General features: G+C 64.5%; 9 protein-coding genes. 7 read left to right on the top strand and 2 right to left on the bottom strand.

From position 1 onward, the window contains the following. Positions 1 to 108: 108 nt before the first annotated feature. Together PARACOCCUSGL_RS0109240 and PARACOCCUSGL_RS0109235 are read left to right on the top strand one after the other, a co-directional pair. Complete coding sequence (locus PARACOCCUSGL_RS0109240; protein ID WP_010395579.1) at positions 109 to 2022, top strand: Hint domain-containing protein; 1914 nt, start codon at positions 109 to 111, stop codon at positions 2020 to 2022. A 173-nt stretch (positions 2023 to 2195) separates the two neighbouring features. Then, positions 2196 to 3905: a calcium-binding protein gene (locus tag PARACOCCUSGL_RS0109235; RefSeq protein WP_010395578.1), complete on the top strand. Its 1710-nt coding sequence runs from the start codon at positions 2196 to 2198 to the stop codon at positions 3903 to 3905. 34 nt (positions 3906 to 3939) lie between these two features. Here the strand turns inward: PARACOCCUSGL_RS0109235 and PARACOCCUSGL_RS0109230 are convergent, their stop codons facing one another. Beyond that, the gene (locus tag PARACOCCUSGL_RS0109230) at positions 3940 to 4695 is read right to left on the bottom strand and encodes a WecB/TagA/CpsF family glycosyltransferase (RefSeq protein WP_010395576.1); all 756 of its coding nucleotides are present in this window, start codon (positions 4693 to 4695) and stop codon (positions 3940 to 3942) included. Between the two features lie 119 nt (positions 4696 to 4814). Here PARACOCCUSGL_RS0109230 and PARACOCCUSGL_RS0109225 point away from each other — a divergent pair, with 119 nt between their 5' ends. The 5 genes from PARACOCCUSGL_RS0109225 (at position 4815) to PARACOCCUSGL_RS0109205 (ending at position 18932) form a co-directional block, all read left to right on the top strand. Beyond that, positions 4815 to 6239 (top strand): hypothetical protein, encoded by a 1425-nt coding sequence (locus PARACOCCUSGL_RS0109225; RefSeq protein WP_010395574.1) that lies wholly within the window; start codon positions 4815 to 4817, stop codon positions 6237 to 6239. Between the two features lie 100 nt (positions 6240 to 6339). After that, positions 6340 to 12639, top strand: a complete 6300-nt coding sequence (locus PARACOCCUSGL_RS0109220; RefSeq protein WP_010395573.1) for a type I polyketide synthase — start codon at positions 6340 to 6342, stop codon at positions 12637 to 12639. A gap of 4 nt (positions 12640 to 12643) precedes the next feature. Next, entirely contained in the window at positions 12644 to 13636 is a 993-nt protein-coding gene (locus PARACOCCUSGL_RS0109215) for a glycosyltransferase family 2 protein (protein WP_010395572.1), read from the top strand. Then, positions 13633 to 18312, top strand: coding sequence for a MupA/Atu3671 family FMN-dependent luciferase-like monooxygenase (locus PARACOCCUSGL_RS0109210; protein ID WP_010395571.1), 4680 nt, complete (start codon positions 13633 to 13635; stop codon positions 18310 to 18312). Before PARACOCCUSGL_RS0109215 ends, PARACOCCUSGL_RS0109210 begins: the two co-directional genes overlap by 4 nt. Further along, a complete protein-coding gene (locus tag PARACOCCUSGL_RS0109205) occupies positions 18309 to 18932 on the top strand; it encodes a 4'-phosphopantetheinyl transferase (RefSeq protein WP_010395570.1) in 624 nt (207 codons plus the stop codon). The genes PARACOCCUSGL_RS0109210 and PARACOCCUSGL_RS0109205 overlap by 4 nt, the downstream gene beginning before the upstream one ends. Here PARACOCCUSGL_RS0109205 and PARACOCCUSGL_RS0109200 read toward each other — a convergent pair. After that, the gene (locus PARACOCCUSGL_RS0109200; RefSeq protein WP_010395567.1) at positions 18913 to 20163 is read right to left on the bottom strand and encodes a glycosyltransferase; all 1251 of its coding nucleotides are present in this window, start codon (positions 20161 to 20163) and stop codon (positions 18913 to 18915) included. The two genes, PARACOCCUSGL_RS0109205 and PARACOCCUSGL_RS0109200, sit on opposite strands and share 20 nt — an antisense overlap. Positions 20164 to 20308: the final 145 nt, after the last annotated feature.

Genomic DNA, 20308 nt, shown 5'->3' with positions numbered 1-20308 from the left:
TCTGACCTTTGACTGCGCCTTTGTTTTTAATCGGTGCTGTTCCGCCAGTTATTTGCGGCGGCGTTTTTGCGGCTTTTCCGCAAGGTTTTTGTTCTTTGAAGGTGTTTCATGGCGACGATTCCTGGAACGGGCGGCAATGACAGCCTGTCTGGTGGGGACGAACCCGATCTCATCGACGCTGATGCCGGCAACGATACTATAGATGGCGGCGCGGGTAGCGATACGGTCAGTGGTGGCGACGGTGCTGATTTCCTGATCTGGGCGGCCAATCCTGACGCGACTGGCGATCACGACATCTATCACGGTGGTTCGGGCGGCGAGGAGTATGAGCCCGACGTCTACTCCCATAATGGCGGCGATACGCTTAGCCTGGTGTCCGCAGGGGCCGAAGGGTTCGATGTGTATTTCACCAGCGGCAGCTCGGGCGAGGTCGAGGATGCCTATGGCAACACGCTGAGCTTTGACGGTATCGAGCGTGTGGCCACTGGCGACGGCGCCGATCACATCAATGCGTCTGGCAGCGCTGAAGGCATCCGGATTTATGCGGGTGCTGGCAATGATTACATCATTGGCAGCGACGCCACGGATTATATTCAGGGCGGCGACGGCAATGACGAAATCTTTGGCGGCGGCGGCAATGACGTCATCGAGGATGGCCGCGGCGACGACACCATCCATGGCGAGGATGGCGACGACGGTATCCGCTGGGGTAACGGTGGTATCGACGGTTCGGTCGGCAATGACCTGTACTATGGCGGGTCGGGCTATAACACGCTGAACGCCTGGCAGCACGACGCCACCGGCAACGGTGTGCACATGGTGCTTACCACCTCTGACAGCGGTACGGTGGACGCCACCGGTGCGGCGACGGGGCATCTGGAGTTCTACGAGTTCCGGAACCTGCTGACCGGGAACGGCAATGACACGATAGATGGCTCGGCTGCCGGGGTGGACGGGTTCCGCGCCTACGCCGCATGGGGTGACGATTCGATCATCGGCAGCGACGGCGATGACTCGATCGAAGGCGGCTTTGGCACGGATACCATCGACGCGGGTGCGGGCGATGACATGATCTCGATGGCCGGGGACCTGTTTTCCACCAGCCACGCGTGGGAGGATGACGGCTCGGACCTGCTGGTCCTGCGCGACGGCTTTGGCAATGACACCGTGCGCGCCTTTGCCATCGAAACCACGCAGGATGAATGGGGCACCGTGCTGCCTGCTGATCGGCTGGATGTCAGCGATCTGCATGATGCCAACGGTAATCCCATTGATCTGGATGACGTGACCGTCGAGCCCCTTACCGACGCACGCGGCACCCATGCGCGGCTGGTTTTCCCCAATGGCGAGACGCTGCTGCTTTATGAGATCGACCCCGCCGCGCTGACCCGTCAGAAGCTGCATCAGCTTGGTATTCCCTGCTTTTGCCGCGGCACGATGATTCGTACAGACCGGGGCGAAATCGCGGTTGAACAACTGTCGGTGGGCGATCTGGTTCTGACCTGCGACCATGGGTTGCAGCCTATCCGCTGGATCGGCAGCCGGGCGCTGGACGCAATCGATCTGGCCGCTGCGCCAAGGCTACGGCCTGTCTGCATCCGCCGTGGTGCGCTTGGCGAAGGACGGCCTTGCGCCGATCTGATGGTCTCGCCTCAGCATCGCATACTCGTGCGGTCGGCGATTGCGCAGCGCATGTTCGGTTGCCCCGAGGTGCTGGTTGCGGCCAAGCAGCTGTTGGCAATTGAAGGGATCGAAGAGGTCGACCCCGAGATGGTCGGGTATTTCCATATCCTCTTTGACCGGCATGAGATCGTGCTGGCGAACGGGGCCGAGGCCGAGTCGCTATACACCGGTCCGATGGCGTTGAAATCCGTCGGCCGGGCCGCGCGGGAAGAGATATTTACCCTGTTCCCCGAGCTTCGCGACACTCCGGCCGAGGCGGCAAGGCCGCTGATCCCGGGTGCCAAGGCGCGTCAGCTTGCACATCGCCATGTGCGGAACCGAAAGGCCCTTAATGGTTAAATTCGCAACCAAAGGGTGAAAATCACTGACAAATGCGGCGCTGATCTGCCCCAAAGGACAGGTCCCGCCCTTGGCGTCAGTCTAATCTAATCCGGCCCGGATAGACGTTCGGGGTCGGGTGTTTCTGGATGCTCGTGGTGTCTATCCCCAGTCATTGCAGAATGGGGGCGGATATGGCCGTGATTACTGGAGGGGCGGGCAACGACAGCCTGCTGGGCACCGCAGGTCGTGATACGATCAACGGCAATGGCGGACGCGACACGATCAATGGCGGGCGGAGCAGCGACTCGATAAATGGCGGTGCCGGGCCGGACGTCCTGATCTGGAGCCAGGACCCCAGATCCAGGGGCAATGTTGACGCTTATTATGGTGGCAACACTTTGGAACGCTATGATCCGAACCCGTATGGCAGCCTGTCGGGCGGGGACCGGCTGCATCTGAATGGGACAAAAAATTTCCGCGTTGCTTTCAGTACAACTGAGAATGGCTCAGCCGTCGATGCCTATGGCAACCGGGTGAACTTTCGCGGGATCGAGCGGTTGCAGACCGGCTCGGGCAATGACCTCATCGACGCGCGGTCTGCCAAGCTGAATTCGCCGCATGGTTCGGGTTCGGATTACACCCCCACGCATGGGCTGACGGTCAACAGCGGTGCCGGCAACGATACCATCTATGGCAGCATCGGCGATGATGTGCTTGACGGCGGGAATGGCAATGACCGCATCTATGGCGGTGCGGGCAATGATCTGTTGATGCCGTCGCAGGGCAATGATTACGGTCATGCCGGGGCAGGGGATGACAATGTCCGCTGGGGCAACAACGGTGGCATGGGGGCGATCCATGACATCGGACGTGATACACTGGTTGGCGGAGCTGGCCATGACCTGCTGAACCTCTGGGCCAAAGGGAATGGCGAGAATAGCGTAGGCACTTCGGTTGTCTTTACCAGCAACAGCGCCGGACGGGCCAGCTATCCGCAGGCCAATGGTTCATTGGTGTTCAGCGAGTTCGAGCAGTTCTGGACCCATGAAGGCCGCGATACGGTTTCGGCAGCAACCGCCAATATCCCCCTGAATGGCAAGGGTATTCAGATCAACACCCGTTGGGGCGACGATCGTATCACCGGCAGCGCCGGTAAGGATACGATCGAGGGCGGACCGGGCGCGGATACCATTAACGGCAGTCGCGGCAACGATCTTATCTCGATGACCGACGATATTTCTGCCTCTGATGGAGGTGCTGTGCCGCGCGATGCAGAGCGGGATGTTCTGGTGCTGCAGGACGGTTTTGGCGTCGACACAATACGTGCGTTTCAGGTCGGCGATGTACGCGATTCCGGCGGCGGTATCCTGCGTCAGGGTGACCGGCTGCATGTGACCGGGCTGCACGACCGTCAGGGTAACAGGGTTGATGTGGATGATGTGCGGGTGTCCTCGCATAACGGGCACGCGATGCTGACATTCCCGAATGGCGAGAAGCTGATCCTTGAGGGCGTCAGCCCGTCATCTCTGACCCGCTCGGTCCTGAACAAGATGGGTATACCTCTGCCCTCGGCGCAGACCAGTCAGGCCTCGGCGCAGATGAGTCAGGAAAGCCGCATTGCCGCCGAGGAGCCCGTTGCCGCGGGAACCGAGGCCGCTCCACAAGAGAGCAAGCTGTTCGGCCTGCTTAGCCGCGACATCTTCATTCTGTGGGGGCGGGCAGAGCTGTCCGATAGCCGCGCAGACAGCGCAGCAGATGTTGAATCCCCGGGCTGGAGCACGTCGCAGCGGCTTTGGGGTCCCCGTGCTCTGCCTGTGCTGCATGAGCAGCAAGAGGTTGCGGATCACGACCCGGTGCCGGGCCTGCTTAAGATCGACAGTTTTGATTTCGACTGGGGCTAACCCGTCTCTGCAGGGGTGTCGCTTGTCGGCGTCCCTATTCCCTGCGCATTGCCAGCGCCCGGCGCAGATGACCGGGCAGGATGGTAAAGCCCTTGGCATAGCGCAGAAACAGCCGACGCGGATTTGACAGCATCCGCCACAGCCATTCCATCTTTACCTGACGCACCAGCTTTGGCGCGCGCCGTTGATACCCCGACAGAAAGTCGAGTCCCGCCCCGATCGAGGCAAACCCGACATTGCCCAGCGCATCGCGGGCGCGGATGGCGAAAAGCTCTTGCCGCGGCGCGCCAAGGGCCAGAAAGCACAGTCGCGCGCCAGTTTCGCGGATGCGGGCGATAATTTCGGTCGCTTCATCGCCCATCGGGTCAAAGGGAAAGCCCGGCGCATGGGTCAGCGCGACCCTCAGGCCGGGTACGGCGGATTGCATGGTCTCGGCGGCGCGGGCGAGTGATTCGATGCTGCTGCCGATCAGCGCCACCGGTTCCCCGGCCGCTGCGGCCTCGCGTGCCAGCGGCAGCACCAGATCCGAGCCGGGGGCAAGATCGACCGGCCGGCCCGCGATCCGGGACAGCCAGACGATCGGATTGCCATCGGCGCAGATCAGGTCATGGGCAGCGTAAGCGGTGCGAAAACGGCTATCTTCACCCAGTCTTTGCAGGTGATCGACATTAATCGTGGCGATGGCAAAACCCTGCCCGTCGCGCAGCCGCTGTCGCACGGCAGACAGCAGCGCCGAAGAATCCCGACAGTTGATGTGGACGGCATTGCCGTCGGGAAAGGTGAAATGCATGATAAGCCTCGGGTCCGGCCGGAGTTTCTGGCAGGATGAATTCGCGACGGTGGGATTACAACGTCCTCGCGTGTCGCAGGTCAAGCAGGCGGCCCTGCCGCAAGACTGGAGTCAGGGCCATGCCCTTGTTGGCCTTATTCGCATTGCTGTCCTGGCCGCTGGTGGTGGCAGTGCTGTTTCAGCGCATGGAGCGGCCGCGCGCCCTGATCTGGTCAATCTTTGCAGGCTACCTGCTGTTGCCCCAGCTGGTCGAAATCGACCTGCCAGCTTTTCCGGGGTTGAACAAGCACATGATTCCGGCGCTGGCGGCTGCGGTCATGGTCTGGTTTGTGACCAGGGACCGCGCCCGGGATGAACCCGTCCCGCCGCCGATGGGACCATGGGTGGGGCTGCTTCTGGCGATGAACTTTGTTTCACCCATCATGACGGCGCTGACCAATCCCGATCCGCTGATCGACGGGATCAACTATCGCCCTGCCATGTCGATCAGCCAGGGCATCGCCGACCTGATTTTGCAGTTCATCCAGCTTTTGCCGTTCATGATGGGCTACAAGCTGTTGTGGGATGCCCGGGGGGCTGAACTGTGGCTGCGCTGCCTGGTGCTGGGGGTACTGTGCTATACGCTGCCGATGCTGATCGAGTTGCGGCTGAGTCCCCAGATCAACGTCTGGGTCTATGGCTATTTCCAGCACGATTTCATCCAGACCATCCGCTATGGCGGCTATCGGCCGATTGTGTTTCTTGAACATCCCCTGTGGGTTGCGCTGATGACCATGACCGCGTTTTTGTCGGCCATTGCCATAGCGCGGAACAATCGGACGGCGCGCAATCTGCTGATCGCGGTCTATCTGGGCTGCGTTCTTGTGCTGTGTAAATCGGCTGGGGCGCTGATGCAGGCGCTGATGGCCGCGCCTCTGGTCGCGTTTGCCCGGCCGCGCATGATGGTGCTGGCCGCCGCCATGGTCGCCACCGTCGCCGTTTCCTATCCGACGTTGCGCACGACCTCATGGATGCCGCTGCAAGGCATCGTGAACCTTGCCATGTCGATATCGCCCGAGCGGGGGCGGTCGCTTGAATTCCGCCTGATGAACGAAGAGGCCCTGCTGGAACGCGCGATGGAGCGTCCGGTCTTTGGCTGGGGCGGTTGGGGGCGGCCGCTGTTCTATGACCCTTATAGCGGCAGGCTGTCCTCGATCCCGGACGGGCAATGGGTGATCTGGGTGGGTGCACGCGGGGTCTTTGGCTATCTGGCGCAGTTCCTGCTGCTGCTGACGCCGATCTTTGCCTTGCTCAGGGCTATGCCACGCGGGCGCTCGGCCCCGAAGCGCAGAGAGCTTGTGGTGCTGGGCACGCTTGCCCTGATGCTGGCGATGAACCTTCTGGACCTGATCCCGAACGCAACGCTGACGCCTTTGACATGGCTGACGGCGGGGGCGCTGCTTGGCAATGCCCGCAGGCTGAGGCAGGGGGTGCAGGGCCAGGACGAAACCATGGCCGAGACGCAAATTCTGCCTAAAAAGGCAGGCCTGCCCACGGTTTTATAGGTTGGTCGAAAGCGCCGGATTCGCTATCCCGGACAGGCGCGCCAACCGTTAATCCGGTTCTGCCCCACGGGGCATTCCACGAGTTCAAGAGGCACTGTACATGGCCTTTGACAAGATCGGCGTTGAGGATTCCGATGTTGCGGTCATCGGCATGGCCGCGCAATTGCCCGGTTCCAAGGGCGTAGCGGAATATTGGGACAACCTGTGCCGCGGGGTTGAGGCGATCCGTCGGCTGACCGAGGCCGAGCTTTTGGCGCGGGGTGAAACCCGCGTGCGGATGTCTGACCCGAACTACGTCCCCTCGGCCGCGATTCTTGAGCAGTTCGATGAATTCGACGCCGAGTTCTTTGGGTTGTCGCCCAAAGAGGCGGCGATCATGGACCCTCAGCACCGCAAGTTTCTGGAAACCTGCTGGCACGCGCTGGAAGACGCCGCCCATGTGCCCGAGCGTTTCGGCGGCAATATCGGCGTCTGGGCTGGCTGCGGACAGGGCAGTTATTATTTCTGGAACGTCTGTTCGAACCGCGATCTGGTTGATGGCGTCGGGCATTTCCTGTTGCGCCATACCGGGAACGACAAGGATTTTCTGTCCACCCGCGTCAGCCATGTCTTTGACCTCAGGGGGCCGTCAGTCAACGTTCAGACCGCCTGCTCGACCTCTCTGGTCGCGATCCACATGGCCTGCCAGTCGCTTTTGTCGGGTGAATCCGACATGGCGCTGGCCGGAGGTGTGACGATCGAGCTGCCCCATGGCCTGGGCTATCTTTACAAGGAAAACGAGATCCTGTCGCCCGACGGCCATTGCCATGCCTTTGACCATCGGGCGCAAGGCACGGTTTTCGGCAGCGGTGCGGCGGTGGTTGTGCTGCGCCGGCTTAAGGACGCGCTGGCCGATGGCGATCATATCTGGGCGGTCATCAAGGGCTCGGCCATCAACAACGATGGTGCGGCCAAGGCTGGCTATCTTGCCCCCAGCGTCGAGGGGCAGGCGCTGGCAGTGGCCGAGGCGCTGGTTATGTCCGGGCTGTCCTCGGACAGTATCGGCTATGTCGAATGCCATGGGACCGGCACGGCGCTGGGTGACCCGATCGAGGTTGCGGCGCTGAATCAGGCCTATGCGCGGGTTTCGGACGGAACGCGGCAGGGGCCATGCCGCATCGGCTCGGTCAAGACGAATATCGGGCATCTGGATACTGCGGCTGGCAGCGCCGGGCTGATCAAATCGGCACTGGCGGTACACCACGGCAAGATTCCACCCAGCCTTGGCTATGAGGCCCCGAACCCTGCTGTCGACTTTGCCGGCGGCCCGTTTGAGGTTAACGGCCGGCTCAGCGACTGGCCGGTGCCGGGTCCGCGCCGGGCGGGGGTGAACTCGCTGGGTGTCGGCGGCACAAACGCCCACGTCATCTTGCAAGAGCCGCCTCAGGCCGCGCCAGCCGGGGAATCCGACTGGCCGTTCCATGTCATCGCCGTGTCGGGGCGCAGCAAGGCCGCACTTGATGCCAACTCCGCCGCGCTGGCGGGTTGGCTGGGGACCAACCCCGGCGTGAACATGGCCGATCTGTCCTTTACCCTGACACAGGGGCGGCGTCAGTTCGAACGGCGCCGCGTGCTTGTTGCCGAAAACGCGGCTGATGCGGCGCGGCTGCTGGCCGAGCCTGATCCGCTTTTGGTCTTTGATCACCAGCCGGTCAGCGATGCGGCCGGGGCGGTGTTCATGCTGCCTGGCGGCGGTGCGCAATATGCGGGCATGGCGCGCGGGCTTTATGAGACAGAGCCGGTTTTCCGGGAATGGATGGATCGCGGCCTTGACCATATGGCGCAGGCGCATGGTGCTGATCTGCGTGCGCTGTGGCTGCCCGAGCCGGGACAAGAGGCCGGGGCAGACCGGCGTCTGCTGCAACCCTCGCTGCAATTGCCGCTGCTGATGATCTGCGAATATGCGCTGGCGCAATTGTGGATCAGCTGGGGGGTGCGCCCCACCGCCCTGATCGGGCATTCCATGGGCGAGAATACCGCCGCCTGTATCGCGGGGGTGATGAGCTTTGAGGACTGCATCGGCCTTGTGCGTCTGCGCGGGCTGCTGATGGATCGGGTTCCGGCTGGCGGTATGCTGTCGGTGCCACTGCCCCCCGAAGAGTTCGCGGCTGAACTTGCCGAGCTGGAGCTTGACCTTGCGGCGGTGAACGGGCCGGGGCTGTCGGTCGTTTCGGGGCCGGATGCCGCGCTGGACCGCTTTGCCGGGCGTATGGCGACGCGCGAGGTGGAATGCCAGCGCATTGCCATCTCGATCGCCGCGCATTCGCGCCTGCTTGAGCCGGTGCTGGAGGAGTTCCGCGCCTATCTCGCCGCGATCACGCTGAAACCGCCGCAGATCCCGGTGATCTCGAACCGTTCGGGGCAGCCCCTGACCACGGATGAGGCGACCAGCCCCGATTACTGGGTTGCGCATTTGCGCGGCACGGTGCGCTTTGCTGACGGGGTTTCCCATCTTGCGCAGATGCCAGGGCGGGTATTTATCGAGGTCGGGCCGGGCCGGGCGATGCAGGCCATGGCTAAGGCCCATCCGGCGGTTACTGCCAATCAGGTCATTTCGACCCTGCGTCACCGCGACCACGACACTGGCGATGACAGCTATTTCATGGGCGCGCTGGCGCGGTTCTGGGCCTGTGGCGGACAGATCGACTGGGATCAGATCTGGGGTGGGCTGCGCCGTCAGCGCCTGTCGCTGCCCGGTTATGCGTTTCAGCGCAAACGTTATTTTATCGAACGCGCCACCCATGTGGCGACCGGTGCCGCAGAGGAACTGGCCCGCATTGACGAGCCCGCCGACTGGGGCTGGCGTCCGGCGTGGAAACTTGCCGCGCCCGCAATCGAGATCGGGTCACAAGGGCCGGTCGCGCAGGGCGGGCTAAGCTGGCTTATCTTTGCTGATGAGCTTGGCCTTGCCAGCCGGGTGATCGAGGGGCTGCGGGCGCGCGGCCAACGTGTCGCCGTGGTCGAGATCGGGGATACTTTCGCCGACAAGGGCGAGGGGCGCTTTACCCTGCCGGTCGAATCCGACCGGGAAGGGTATGAGATGCTGCTGGCCGCGCTTGTCGCGCAGGGTATGGCTCCGGATCGTATCCTGCATCTGTGGTCGGTGACGCAGGGGGCACGGTTTCGTCCCGGTTCCAGCCTGCTTAACAGTCAGCTTGAGCGTGGTTTCTTTGGCCTGCTGCATCTGGCGCAGGCGATTGGGGCCGAACTGCCCGAGGCGCGGCTGGATCTGATCGCGGTCTGCAACGATGCGCTGCGCGTGGCTGATGAACCCGCGTCGGTGCCTGAAAAGGCGACGGCTGCGGGCCCGATCCGGGTTCTGCCGCATGAGATGCCGAATGTCTCGGCCCGGCTTGTGGATATCCGACTGCCTGCAAAAGGCGGGATCGAGGCCTTGGCCGACAATCTGTTGGAAGAGGCGCTGGCCCCCTCGGGTGCTGCGGTCGCCGCATGGCGTGACGGGCGCCGGTTTGAACAGAGCCTTGAGAAGGTGGCGCTTGGTGATGACGGCATGGCCGCCATCCCGCAGGGTGCGACCTGCCTGATCACTGGTGGCTTTGGCGGTATCGGGCAGACCATTGCGCGCGAACTTGCCAGGCGCGGTGGGGCGAAACTGGCGCTGATCACGCGCGGGCTGGTGGATTCGCCCGCCGTCATGGCCTCGCTGCGTCAGCTTGAGGCGATGGGGGCCAAGGTTCTGGCCATCCGTGCTGATGTGACCAGCCCTGAGGATATGGCCCGCGCTGTGGCTGAAACCCGGGCGCGCTTTGGCGGCCTTGATGTTGTCCTGCACGCGGCGGGGGTGATCCGGGACAGCCTGATCGCCGCCAAGACCGATGATGAGGCATGGGACGTTCTTGCACCCAAGCTGCTTGGCACCCGCGCGCTGATCGAGGCGCTGTCCGGGAACCCGGCGGGGCTGACGGTGCTGTTCTCGTCGACCTCATCGGTGATCGCGCCGGCGGGACAGGCGGATTACGTCGCCGCCAACGAATATCTGAACGCAGTGGCGCGCAGTGCTCCGGCGGCGCTGGGACGCGTGGTTGCAGTCAACTGGGGCGTCTGGGCTGATGCCGGCATGGCGGCGCGGGCAATGGGGCTGGACACTGCGTCTGCGGTGGTGGTGCCGCAGGATCGGCCGCTGCTTGATGAAAGCCTGCCCATGCCCGGCGGGCGAGAGTTCCGCACCGCCCTAAAGATGCAGGATTGGATTATCGGCGGGCACAAGACGGCCTCGGGTCAGGCGCTGATGCCCGGAACCGGCTGGATTGAGCTGGTGGCCGAGGCGGCGCTGGAATGCGGTCTTGGTCTGCCTCTGGTCATCCGCGACCTGGAATTCCGCCGTCCTGTGCTGGTCGGCGATACCGCGCTTGTCAGCACCCGCGTCCTGCCCGAAGGCGATGCCATGCGCATCGAAATCCTCGAAGATCCGCAGGGAGAGCCGAACGTTTCTGCCCTTGTCTCTGGTCTGCATGAGGCTGCACCCGACGCGCTGACGATCTTGGGGCCGTGGGATCAGGACGGGCAGGGCGCTGCACTGCGCTCGGCTCAGGAAGGGCAGATGGATTTTGGGCCGCGCTGGAAGGTGCTGCGCCGTTTCCGCATCGACAGTGACGAAGGCGTGGCCGAACTGGCGCTTGCGCCCGAGTTCGAGGCGGATCTGGCGCAGGGCTGGCTGGTTCACCCGGCGTTGCTGGATATTGCGACCGGCTGGGCGATGGGGCTGATCCGGGACTGGACGCCAGAACATTTGTGGGTGCCGATGGGCTATCGCTCGATCCGGCTTTATGCGCCTCTGCCTGCGCAGGTGGTCAGCCGCATCCGCAATGCGGGCGAGAACACCGATGCACAGGGCATGGCGCAGTTTGACATTACGCTGGCCGCGCCGGACGGTACCGTCTGCGCCGAGATCCGGGGCTTTGCCCTGCGCAGGCTGGCGGCGGCGATTTCTGCCGCGCCACAGACCCGGGTGCAGCCCACGCGCAGCCTGTCCCCGGCCGAGCGTCGCCTGCAGCACAATATCAGTCAGGGCATTCCTGCCGCGATCGGGCCTGCCATGCTTTGCCGCGCCATCTCGACCGGGTTGGCGCAGGTCTATGTCTCATCTCTGGATCTGCCGGCGCTGATCGCCGAGGCTGGCAAGGTCGAGAAACCCGCCCCCGCCGAAGGAGGGTTCGAGCGCCCCGACCTCGACAGTGATTTTGTCGAGCCCGCCCCCGGCATTCAGGCCGAGCTTGCGGTGATCTGGTCCGAACTTTTGGGCATTGCCCGCATCGGTGCTGCCGACAGCTTTTTTGATCTGGGCGGTCACTCGCTGATTGCGGTGCGGATGTTTGGTCAGCTGCGCAAGAAATTTGGCGTGGACCTGCCGATCTCGACCCTGTTCGAGGCCCCGACGATCACCGATCTTGCTGCGCTTGTCGAAAAGCAGACCGGCCCGCGCGAGCTGGTCGCGCCCGACAATGTGCATGAGCTGCCGGTTGCGGCACGGCCCCGGTTCCGTTTCCTCGTCGATATGGGCGGGCGGGGGCAGGGAACGCCCTTCTTCATGGTGGCCGGCATGTTCGGCAATATCATGAACCTGCGCCAGCTTGCCCAGCGTCTGGGGCCGGATCGCCGCTTTTACGGCATTCAGGCGCGTGGCCTGCTGGGCGATGACAAGCCGCATGAGGATTTCACCGAAGCGGCCCGCGACTATATCGAAGAGCTGCGTCAGGTGCAGCCCGGGGGGCCCTATTTGCTGGGCGGCTTTTCGGGCGGCGGGCTGATCGCCTATGAGATGGCGCGGCAGCTGCACGCGGCGGGCGAAGAGGTGGCGATGCTTGTCATGCTGGATACGCCCCTGCCGCTGCGCGAGCCGGTCAGCCGCAAGGATCGCCTGATGATCCGTCTGGGTGAGCTGCGCGAAGGCGGGCCGGGCTTTGTCTGGAAATGGCTGCGGGACCGCGTCGCCTATGAATTCCGCCGCCACAGCAAGGCCAAGGCCGCGCAGGCCGAAATCTCGGGCGAGGTTGCAACCGGCGTGTTCCACGATCTGGCGATCGAAGCGGCCTTCCTTGCCGCGCTGCCCAAGCTGCAACTGTCGGTCTGGGACGGGCCGGTGACGCTGTTCCGCCCGCCGCCGGACCAGCGGTGGAAGGTGACGGGCGGGCGCTGGGTCAACTCGGGCCGTGACTATGTCATTGCTGACAACGGCTGGACGCCGTGGATGTCAGAACTGCAGGTGATCGAAGTGCCGGGCGACCACGACTCGATGGTGCTTGAGCCGAACGTGCGTCGCCTTGCCTCGGTTCTGCGCGATATCCTGCGCGGGGCGGAAAGCCGCGCCGGGGCTTTGGTCGGGGTCAGGGCGGCAGAGTGATCCCATGACCCGGCCTGCACATATGCCCAGCGTTCATGCCATCGTGCTGAACTGGCGCACGCCAGAGATGTCTTTGCAGGCCGCCGAGGCCGCATTGCGCGAAATGCAGGGCATCGACGGCGGGCTGACCATCGTGGACAACGACTCGGGCGATGGCAGTTATGAGGCGATACAGACCGGGGTGCTTGTCCGTGGCTGGTCCCCAGACCGGGTTGAGGTGGTGCAGTCGGGCTGGAATGGCGGATTTGGCGCGGGGAACAATTACGGCATCCGTCAGGGGCTGCCGGATGGCCGACGCGCTGACCTGGTCTATCTGCTGAACTCGGACGCGATCCCGCAGCCGGGGTCTATCCGGGCGCTGGTCGATTATCTGGGCAGCCATCCCCGGGCCGGGATTGCCTGTTCGCGCCTGCGCGGCGTTGATGACGTGCCCCATAGTACTGCCTTTCGCTTTCCCAGCGCGGCAAGCGAATTTGAAGCGATGAGCCGGACCGGGCCGATCACCCGGCTTTTCAGGCGCAAGGTGGTGTCTTTGCCGCAGCCTGAACGCTCTTGCCCCGTGGATTGGTCGGCAGGCGCTTCGATGATGATCCGCATGGACGTGCTGGATCAGATCGGCCTCTTTGATGAAGGATTTTTTCTTTATTACGAGGAAACTGACCTCTGCCACCGTGCCGCCCTTGCCGGCTGGCAGACCCATTATGTGGTCGAAAGTCTGGTGCTGCACATCGGTTCGGTAAGCACCGGCATGAAGCAATGGAGGCGTGCGCCGGATTACTGGTACGATTCACGGCGGCGCTATTTTGAAAAACATCATGGGCGGCTGGGCGCGCTTTGGGCCACGGTCGCGCATCTGGGCGGCGCGGGAATATTTCGCCTGCGCTGTCTTTTGTCGGGGCGCAGGGCGGATATGCCGCCGGGCCATCTGGCCTGTCTGACGCGCCACGCGCTTCGTTTTCAGCCAAAGCCCGTTCATGTTGAAAAGGGTAAGCCATGACGCAATTTTCCGCGATTCTGGTGGGTAATGAATCCCTGTTGCGCCACGCGGCCGAGATGCTGCTGGCGCGCGGGCATCGCATCAATGCGGTGGTGACGCGCAACCCCGGCCTGCGCGACTGGGCGCAGGGTGCGGGGCTGGCGGTTGAGGATCAGGATGCGCCGATGCCGGCTGACGCACCCCCGGCCGACTGGTTGTTCAGTGTGGCCAACCTTTCGATCCTGCGGCCCGGGATGCTGGCGCGCGGTCGCCAAGGTGCGATCAACTTTCACGATGGGCCGCTGCCCAAACTCGCGGGGCTGAATGCTCCGGTCTGGGCGATCATCGGTGGCGAGGCGCAGCATGGCGTCACCTGGCACATGATCGAAGGCGGCGTGGATGAGGGCGACATCCTGACCCAGCGACTGTTCGGGATCCGTCCCGACGATACGGCCCTGACCCTGAACGCGCGCTGCTTTGCCCGTGGGGCCGAAAGCTTTGCCGAAGTGGTTGCCCAGCTGGAGGCGGGCACCATTCAGCGCATCCGGCAGGACCTGTCGCTGCGCAGCTATGTCGGCCGCGACAAGCGTCCTGAGGCGGCCGCGGTTCTGGATTTCTCGCAACCGACGGCGCAGATCGGGGCGCTGGTGCGCGGTCTGGATCACGGCGGTTACTGGAACCCGCTGGTCATGCCCAAGATCGTGCTTGGCGATCAGGTGCTGCTGGTCACGGGATCAGAAGGGGTCGAGCCCACCCGTGCCGCGCCGGGGACAGTGCTGGCGGCGGATGGGGATCTGGCGCTGATCGCGGCGGCGGATGGGGCGGTGCGGCTGCGCCTTGCCTCTGACGCGCCTGCGGTGGGTACGGTGATCGCGCCGATAGCTGAAGATGAGCGTGCGCGCCTGACCGACCTGGCGGCGCAGGCTGCGAAACATGACGGATACTGGCGGGCGCGGCTTGCGCGGATGAACCCGGGGGTGCTGGCCGGCGAAGCCTCGGGCAAGAGCCGGCGGCTTGCCCTGATGCCTGGTGCTGCGCCTGAACGTATCGCTTTGGCCGCGGCGCTGTTGGCGCGGCTGGCCGGGCAGGCCGAGCTTGACCTCGCGCTGCGCCCCTCGGGCCAGCCCGAGGCAGCAGGGATCGTTGCTGATTGGCAGCCCCTTTTGGTCAATGCCTCGGGGGGGCAGACGCTTGCCGAACTGGGGCAGGCGCTGGCCGATGAGATCACCTTGCAGGCCAAGCGCGGCTTCTTCATGGCCGATCTTTTGTACCGCGCGCCTGAACTGCGCGGCATGGCGGTGCCGGATCTGGCGATCAGCCTTGATATGCAGGGGCCGGTCCGGGGCGCGGCGCTGACCGTGACCCTGACCGAAAGCGGCGCCTGGCTGGATCACGACCCCGGTCGGGTCACCCCCGCGCAGGCGCAACGGCTGGCGCGCGCGCTTGATGCGGGGCTGGCCTTGCCTGCTGCGACGCTGCTGCGCGATATTCCCCTGATGGACGACGCCGAGCGCCAAGAGCTTTTGGTTGCGCGCAATGCCACTCGGGTCGATGTGCCGCTGGTCTGCATTCACGAAATGATCTCGGCAATGGCGGCCGGCGACCCGGATGCTGTCGCGCTGGCGTTTGAGGATCGCACGTTGACGCGCGGCCAGCTTGACCGTGCTGCCAATGCGCTGGCGGCAAGGCTGGTCCAGATGGGCGTCGGGGCAGATCAGCCGGTGGGGCTGTTTGCCCGCCGCTCGCCCGAACTGGTGATCGGTGCGCTGGCGATCTGGAAGGCGGGCGGGGCCTATGTGCCGCTGGACCCCGATTATCCTGCCGACCGGATCGAACTTTACATCGAGGATTCGGGCGCGGCTGTCGTGCTGGTTCAGGACGGTCTTGCCGACCGGCTGCCCAGGCACAGCGCGCAGGTGGTGACTATTCCGACCGGTCTGCCCCATGGGCTGGTCGCGTCGCCCGCCAGCGCCGTCGGCCCTGAAAATCTGGCCTATCTGATCTATACCTCGGGTTCGACCGGTCGGCCCAAGGGCGTGATGGTTGAACATCGCAATGTCGCGAACTTCTTTGCCGGGATGGATGAGGTCATTCCCCATCAGCCAGGCGACGCATGGCTGGCGGTGACCAGCCTGTCCTTTGACATCTCGGTGCTTGAGGTTTTCTGGTCGCTGGCGCGTGGTCTCAGACTGGTTATCGCCAGCGAGGAATCGCGGCTGGCAGTCTCTGCGACCCCGGCAAAGCCGCGCCACGAGGTTCAGGGTGGCATGCAGTTCAGCCTGTTCTACTGGGGCAATGACGACGGGCCGGGGCCAAGGAAATACCAGTTGTTGCTGGAGGGCGCGCGCTTTGCCGATCAGAACGGCTTTGTCGCTTTGTGGACGCCCGAGCGTCATTTCCATGCCTTTGGCGGGCCATATCCGAACCCGTCGGTTTCTGGTGCGGCGGTCGCTGCGGTGACCAGGAATATCTCGGTCCGCGCCGGTAGCTGCGTTCTGCCCCTGCATCACCCCGCCCGGGTGGCCGAGGAATGGGCGGTAATCGACAACCTGACCTCGGGTCGGGCGGGTCTTGCCATCGCTTCGGGCTGGCAGCCGGACGATTTTGTCCTGCGCCCCGAAAACGCGCCGCCAAACAACAAGGCCGCGCTTGCGCAGGGCGTGGATCAGTTGCGCCGCCTGTGGCGCGGCGAGGCGGTCGAGTTTCCGCGCAAGGACGGCAGCATGTTCGGTGTCGTGACCCAGCCCCGTCCGGTGCAAAAGGAACTGCCGTTGTGGATGACGGTGGCCGGAAACCCCGATACCTGGGTCGAGGCCGGGCGTCTGGGCATGAATGTCCTGACCCATCTGCTGGGCCAAGGCATTGATACCGTGGCAAGCCGCATCAAGGATTATCACGCCGCGCTGCGGTCTGTGGGGCATGACCCGGCGAATTTCACCGTCACGCTGATGCTGCACACCTGTCTGGCCGAGGACCGCGAGACGGCGCGCGAAATTGCCCGCGAGCCGATGAAGAGCTACCTGCGCAGTGCCGCGGCTCTTGTCAAACAATACGCCTGGGATTTCCCGGCCTTCCGCCGTCCGGCGGGCATGACGAACCCGATGGCGATCGACCTTGGTTCGCTGCCCGAAGAGGAACTGGACGGCATCCTGGAATTCGCGTTTCTGCGCTATTTCGAGGATTCCGGGCTGTTCGGTTCGATCGAGGACGGGGTTGCGCGGGTCGAGCAGCTTAAATCCATCGGCGTGGGTGAGATCGCCTGCCTGATCGACTATGGCATTGCGCCCGAACAGGTGGTGGCGGGCTTTCCGCTGCTTGCCCGGCTGCGGGCCGAGGTGAACCCACATGGCGACCAGCCCGAGGATGGTGATTTCTCGATTGCCGCTCAGATCCGGCGCTGGAAGGTCACCCATCTGCAATGCACGCCCAGCATGGCGCGCATCCTCGTTTCGGACCCTCAGGTCGCGGCAGCCATGTCGGGACTGAAATGCGTGATGGTCGGGGGCGAGGCGTTGCCGCCCTCGCTGCTTGCTGAGATCAAGGCGGCGACGCGGGCGCGGGTCCTGAACATGTATGGCCCGACCGAGACGACGATCTGGTCAACCGTCGCCGATCTGACCGACACGGCCGAGGTGACACTGGGCCGGCCTATCGCGAATACCCGGCTTTATGTGCTGGATGGCGATGGTACGCCCGTGCCCCCCGGTGCGCAGGGCGAGCTGTGGATTGGGGGTCATGGCGTCGCGCGCGGCTATTGGCAGCGTGAGGATCTGACCACGGCGGCCTTCCGTCCCGATCCTTTCGTCCCGGCGGATGGTGCCCCGCCTTGGGGTGTGCGCATGTATCGCACGGGGGATCTGGTGCGCTGGGGCGAGGATGGTGGCCTTGATTACATCGGCCGGGCCGATCATCAGGTCAAGCTGCGCGGTTTCCGCATCGAACTGGGCGAGATTGAGGCCCAGCTTGCCGCCCAGCCCGGTGTGTGCGAGGCGGTGGCGCTGGTGCGTGAGGATGTGCCCGGCGACAAGCGGCTGGTGGCCTATGTCACCGGCGCCGCCAATCTGTGCGAAAAGCGGCTGCGCGAAGCTCTGCAGGCGCATTTGCCCGTCCATATGGTGCCTGGTCGGATTGTGCGGCTTGAAAAGATGCCGTTGACCCCGAATCGCAAGATTGACCGGAACCCCCTGCCGGTCCCGGGGGCCGTGACTTCTGCCCCGATCGGGACTGCTGCCGGGGTCGCGACGCAGACGGCCATCGAGGCCGTCCCCGCCGCCGCGGCTATGGCCGCGAACACCGCCCCGACCGAGGATCTGTCGAAGGAGGTGCAGGCGATCTGGTGCGAGGTGCTGGGGGTCGAACAGGTTGGCCCGCGCGACAGTTTCTTTGCGCTTGGCGGCCATTCGTTGCTGGCGATCCAGCTGCACCGGACCTTGCGTGACCGGCTGGCGCTGCCGCGGCTGGGGGTGACGGATATCTTCCGTTTCCCGGTCATGGGGGATTTCCTGCGCCATGTCGCAAATTTGGTCCCGGCCAATGACGCAGCCCCCGTGGCGGCTGCCGCGCCGCCGGTTGTCACCGCCCAGACGCCGGCACCGGCTGCGCCCGTGGCGGCGTCTGCCGCTACGCCATCCGTCGCGGGGGATGACATCATGGCCCGGCGGCGGGCCTTGCGGGCACAATTGCGCGGCGCGCGGTGAGCGCTGCCGCTGCCCTTGAGGCGCTGGCGCGCCGCTTGCTGCCCGTCGGTTATGGCTGCGCAGTGCTGCCCCTTAGTGCGCAGCCCGCGCCGCTGTTGCCCGAGGAGAGGGTGGCCATCGTCCGGGCCGTTCCCAAGCGGCAGCGCGAATTCGCCTTAGGTCGCACCGTCCTGCGCATGGCGATTGGTGAGGCTGGGCATGATTTGCCGCTAACGCGCCCCATTGCAATGCGGCCCGACCGCCAGCCCGACCTGCCCGGAGGCATTCACGCCAGCCTGTCGCATGGCGGCGATTACTGCATAGCCATTGCCGCACCCCCCGGAGGGGCAAGCGTCGGGATCGATATCGAGCCCTGCGACCGTGACCAGCCTGCCGGGCTGACCGAGGCGATCATGCCGTTTCGCCTGCACACTTCTGCGGCGCCTCTTTTGGCCTTTTGTGCCAAAGAGGCGATGTTCAAGGCGCAGTATCCGCTGACCCGCCGTATGCTGGATTTCCGCGAGGTACCGGCTGTGATCGGCCCTGCGCGCTTTCGCGCCTGCATGGGGGATCGGCTGATCGGCGGGCGCTGGGGGCGGGTCGAGGGATACTGGCTGGCCGTCAGTCTGTGGCGCGGCTGATAAGCTCTGCCAGCCTTTGCGCAGATTCCTGGATGTCGTGACGCCTGATGACGCGGGCGCGGGCGGCCATGCCCATGCTGTGAAGTGCCTGGGGATCGGCTTCGGCCGCGTCCAGCATGACGCGGGCAAGGGCCTCGGGGTCTCCGGCGGGGACGAGCCAGCCTTCATGTCCGGGGCGCACCAGTTCGGGGATGCCGGCGATATAGGTGGCGATGATCGGCCGGGCGCAGGCCATCGCCTCCATGATGACGACCGGCAAACCTTCGGCAAAGCTGGGGGTGACAAGCACATGGGCGGCGTCAAGTGCAGCGCGTACGCCCGCCTCGTCCTGCCAGCCTAGCAGCCGGACGGCCGCGCCCATGCCTTCGGCGGCGATCAGCGCCTCGATCTGGGGGCGCAGCTCTCCGTCCCCGACCAGTGACAGGCGCAGCGCGGGGTTTTGACGCCACGCCGAGGCAAAGGCGCGGATCAGCAGGCCAAAGCCCTTTTGCTCGGCAAAGCGGCCGATGGCGACCATGTGAAACGGGCCTTGCGGCAAGGGCGCGGGGTCAGTCCAACGGGTAAGGTCAAGGCCGCAATGTACCACATGGACCTTGTCCCAGTCCCCGGGCGCTGCCCAGCGGCAAAGCTGTGAGCGGCCATAGCTGCTGACGGCGACACAGAACTCGGCAAGCGCAAGCTTGCCGCCCAGATCAAGCGCCTGGACATTGTCGAACTCTTCCGGCCCGTGGACCGTGAAGCTAAAGCGCGGTCCGCCAAGCAGCCGCGCGTAGGCTGCGACCCGGGCCGGGTTGGTCCCGAAATGCGCATGGATATGGGTCAACCCCAGCGCGCGGGCGCGGGCGGCAATACGGGCGCCTTCGGCCAGATAGACGATTTGTCGCGCCAGGCTGGATTCCCCGGCCCGCGCCCGCCGCCATGCCAGCCGCAATGCCGAGGCAAGCTGGCGCGGCTGAGCGCGGCCTTGCCGGAACAGATCGCCAAGAAGCTGGCGGCCCCCGGCCTCAAGTACGCGTTCGGTCCGGGCATATTCGGCCAGATCGGCGGGATCGGTCAGCGCACCCTTATCCCCGCGCATGGCAAAGCGGTGGATGTGAAAACCCAAAGCCCCGAGCGCGGCGATTTCGCGTCGGATGAAGCTGTGCGAAGGGCGGGGATAGGTGTTCACCAGATAGCCGATTCGCAAGGCGGCGGCTCCCTCTCGGAAATGTGTGGGCTCAGCCAGCGGCATTTTGACAACACCTTGAGCGAGTCCGTGGCTGGTTTGGTTTAACGACGCGGGGTAATATCCTAAGGGCAACCGGCTCTCAAAACTTTGTCTGGCGCTTTGCCGTTTCTTTGGCACTATGGATGTCAGAGATCCTGGTGTTGAAGGA

This window comes from Paracoccus sp. TRP, from assembly GCF_000185925.1.
Taxonomy (GTDB): Bacteria; Pseudomonadota; Alphaproteobacteria; order Rhodobacterales; family Rhodobacteraceae; genus Paracoccus; species Paracoccus kondratievae.
This window is presented reverse-complemented; position numbering and strand designations above follow the sequence as displayed.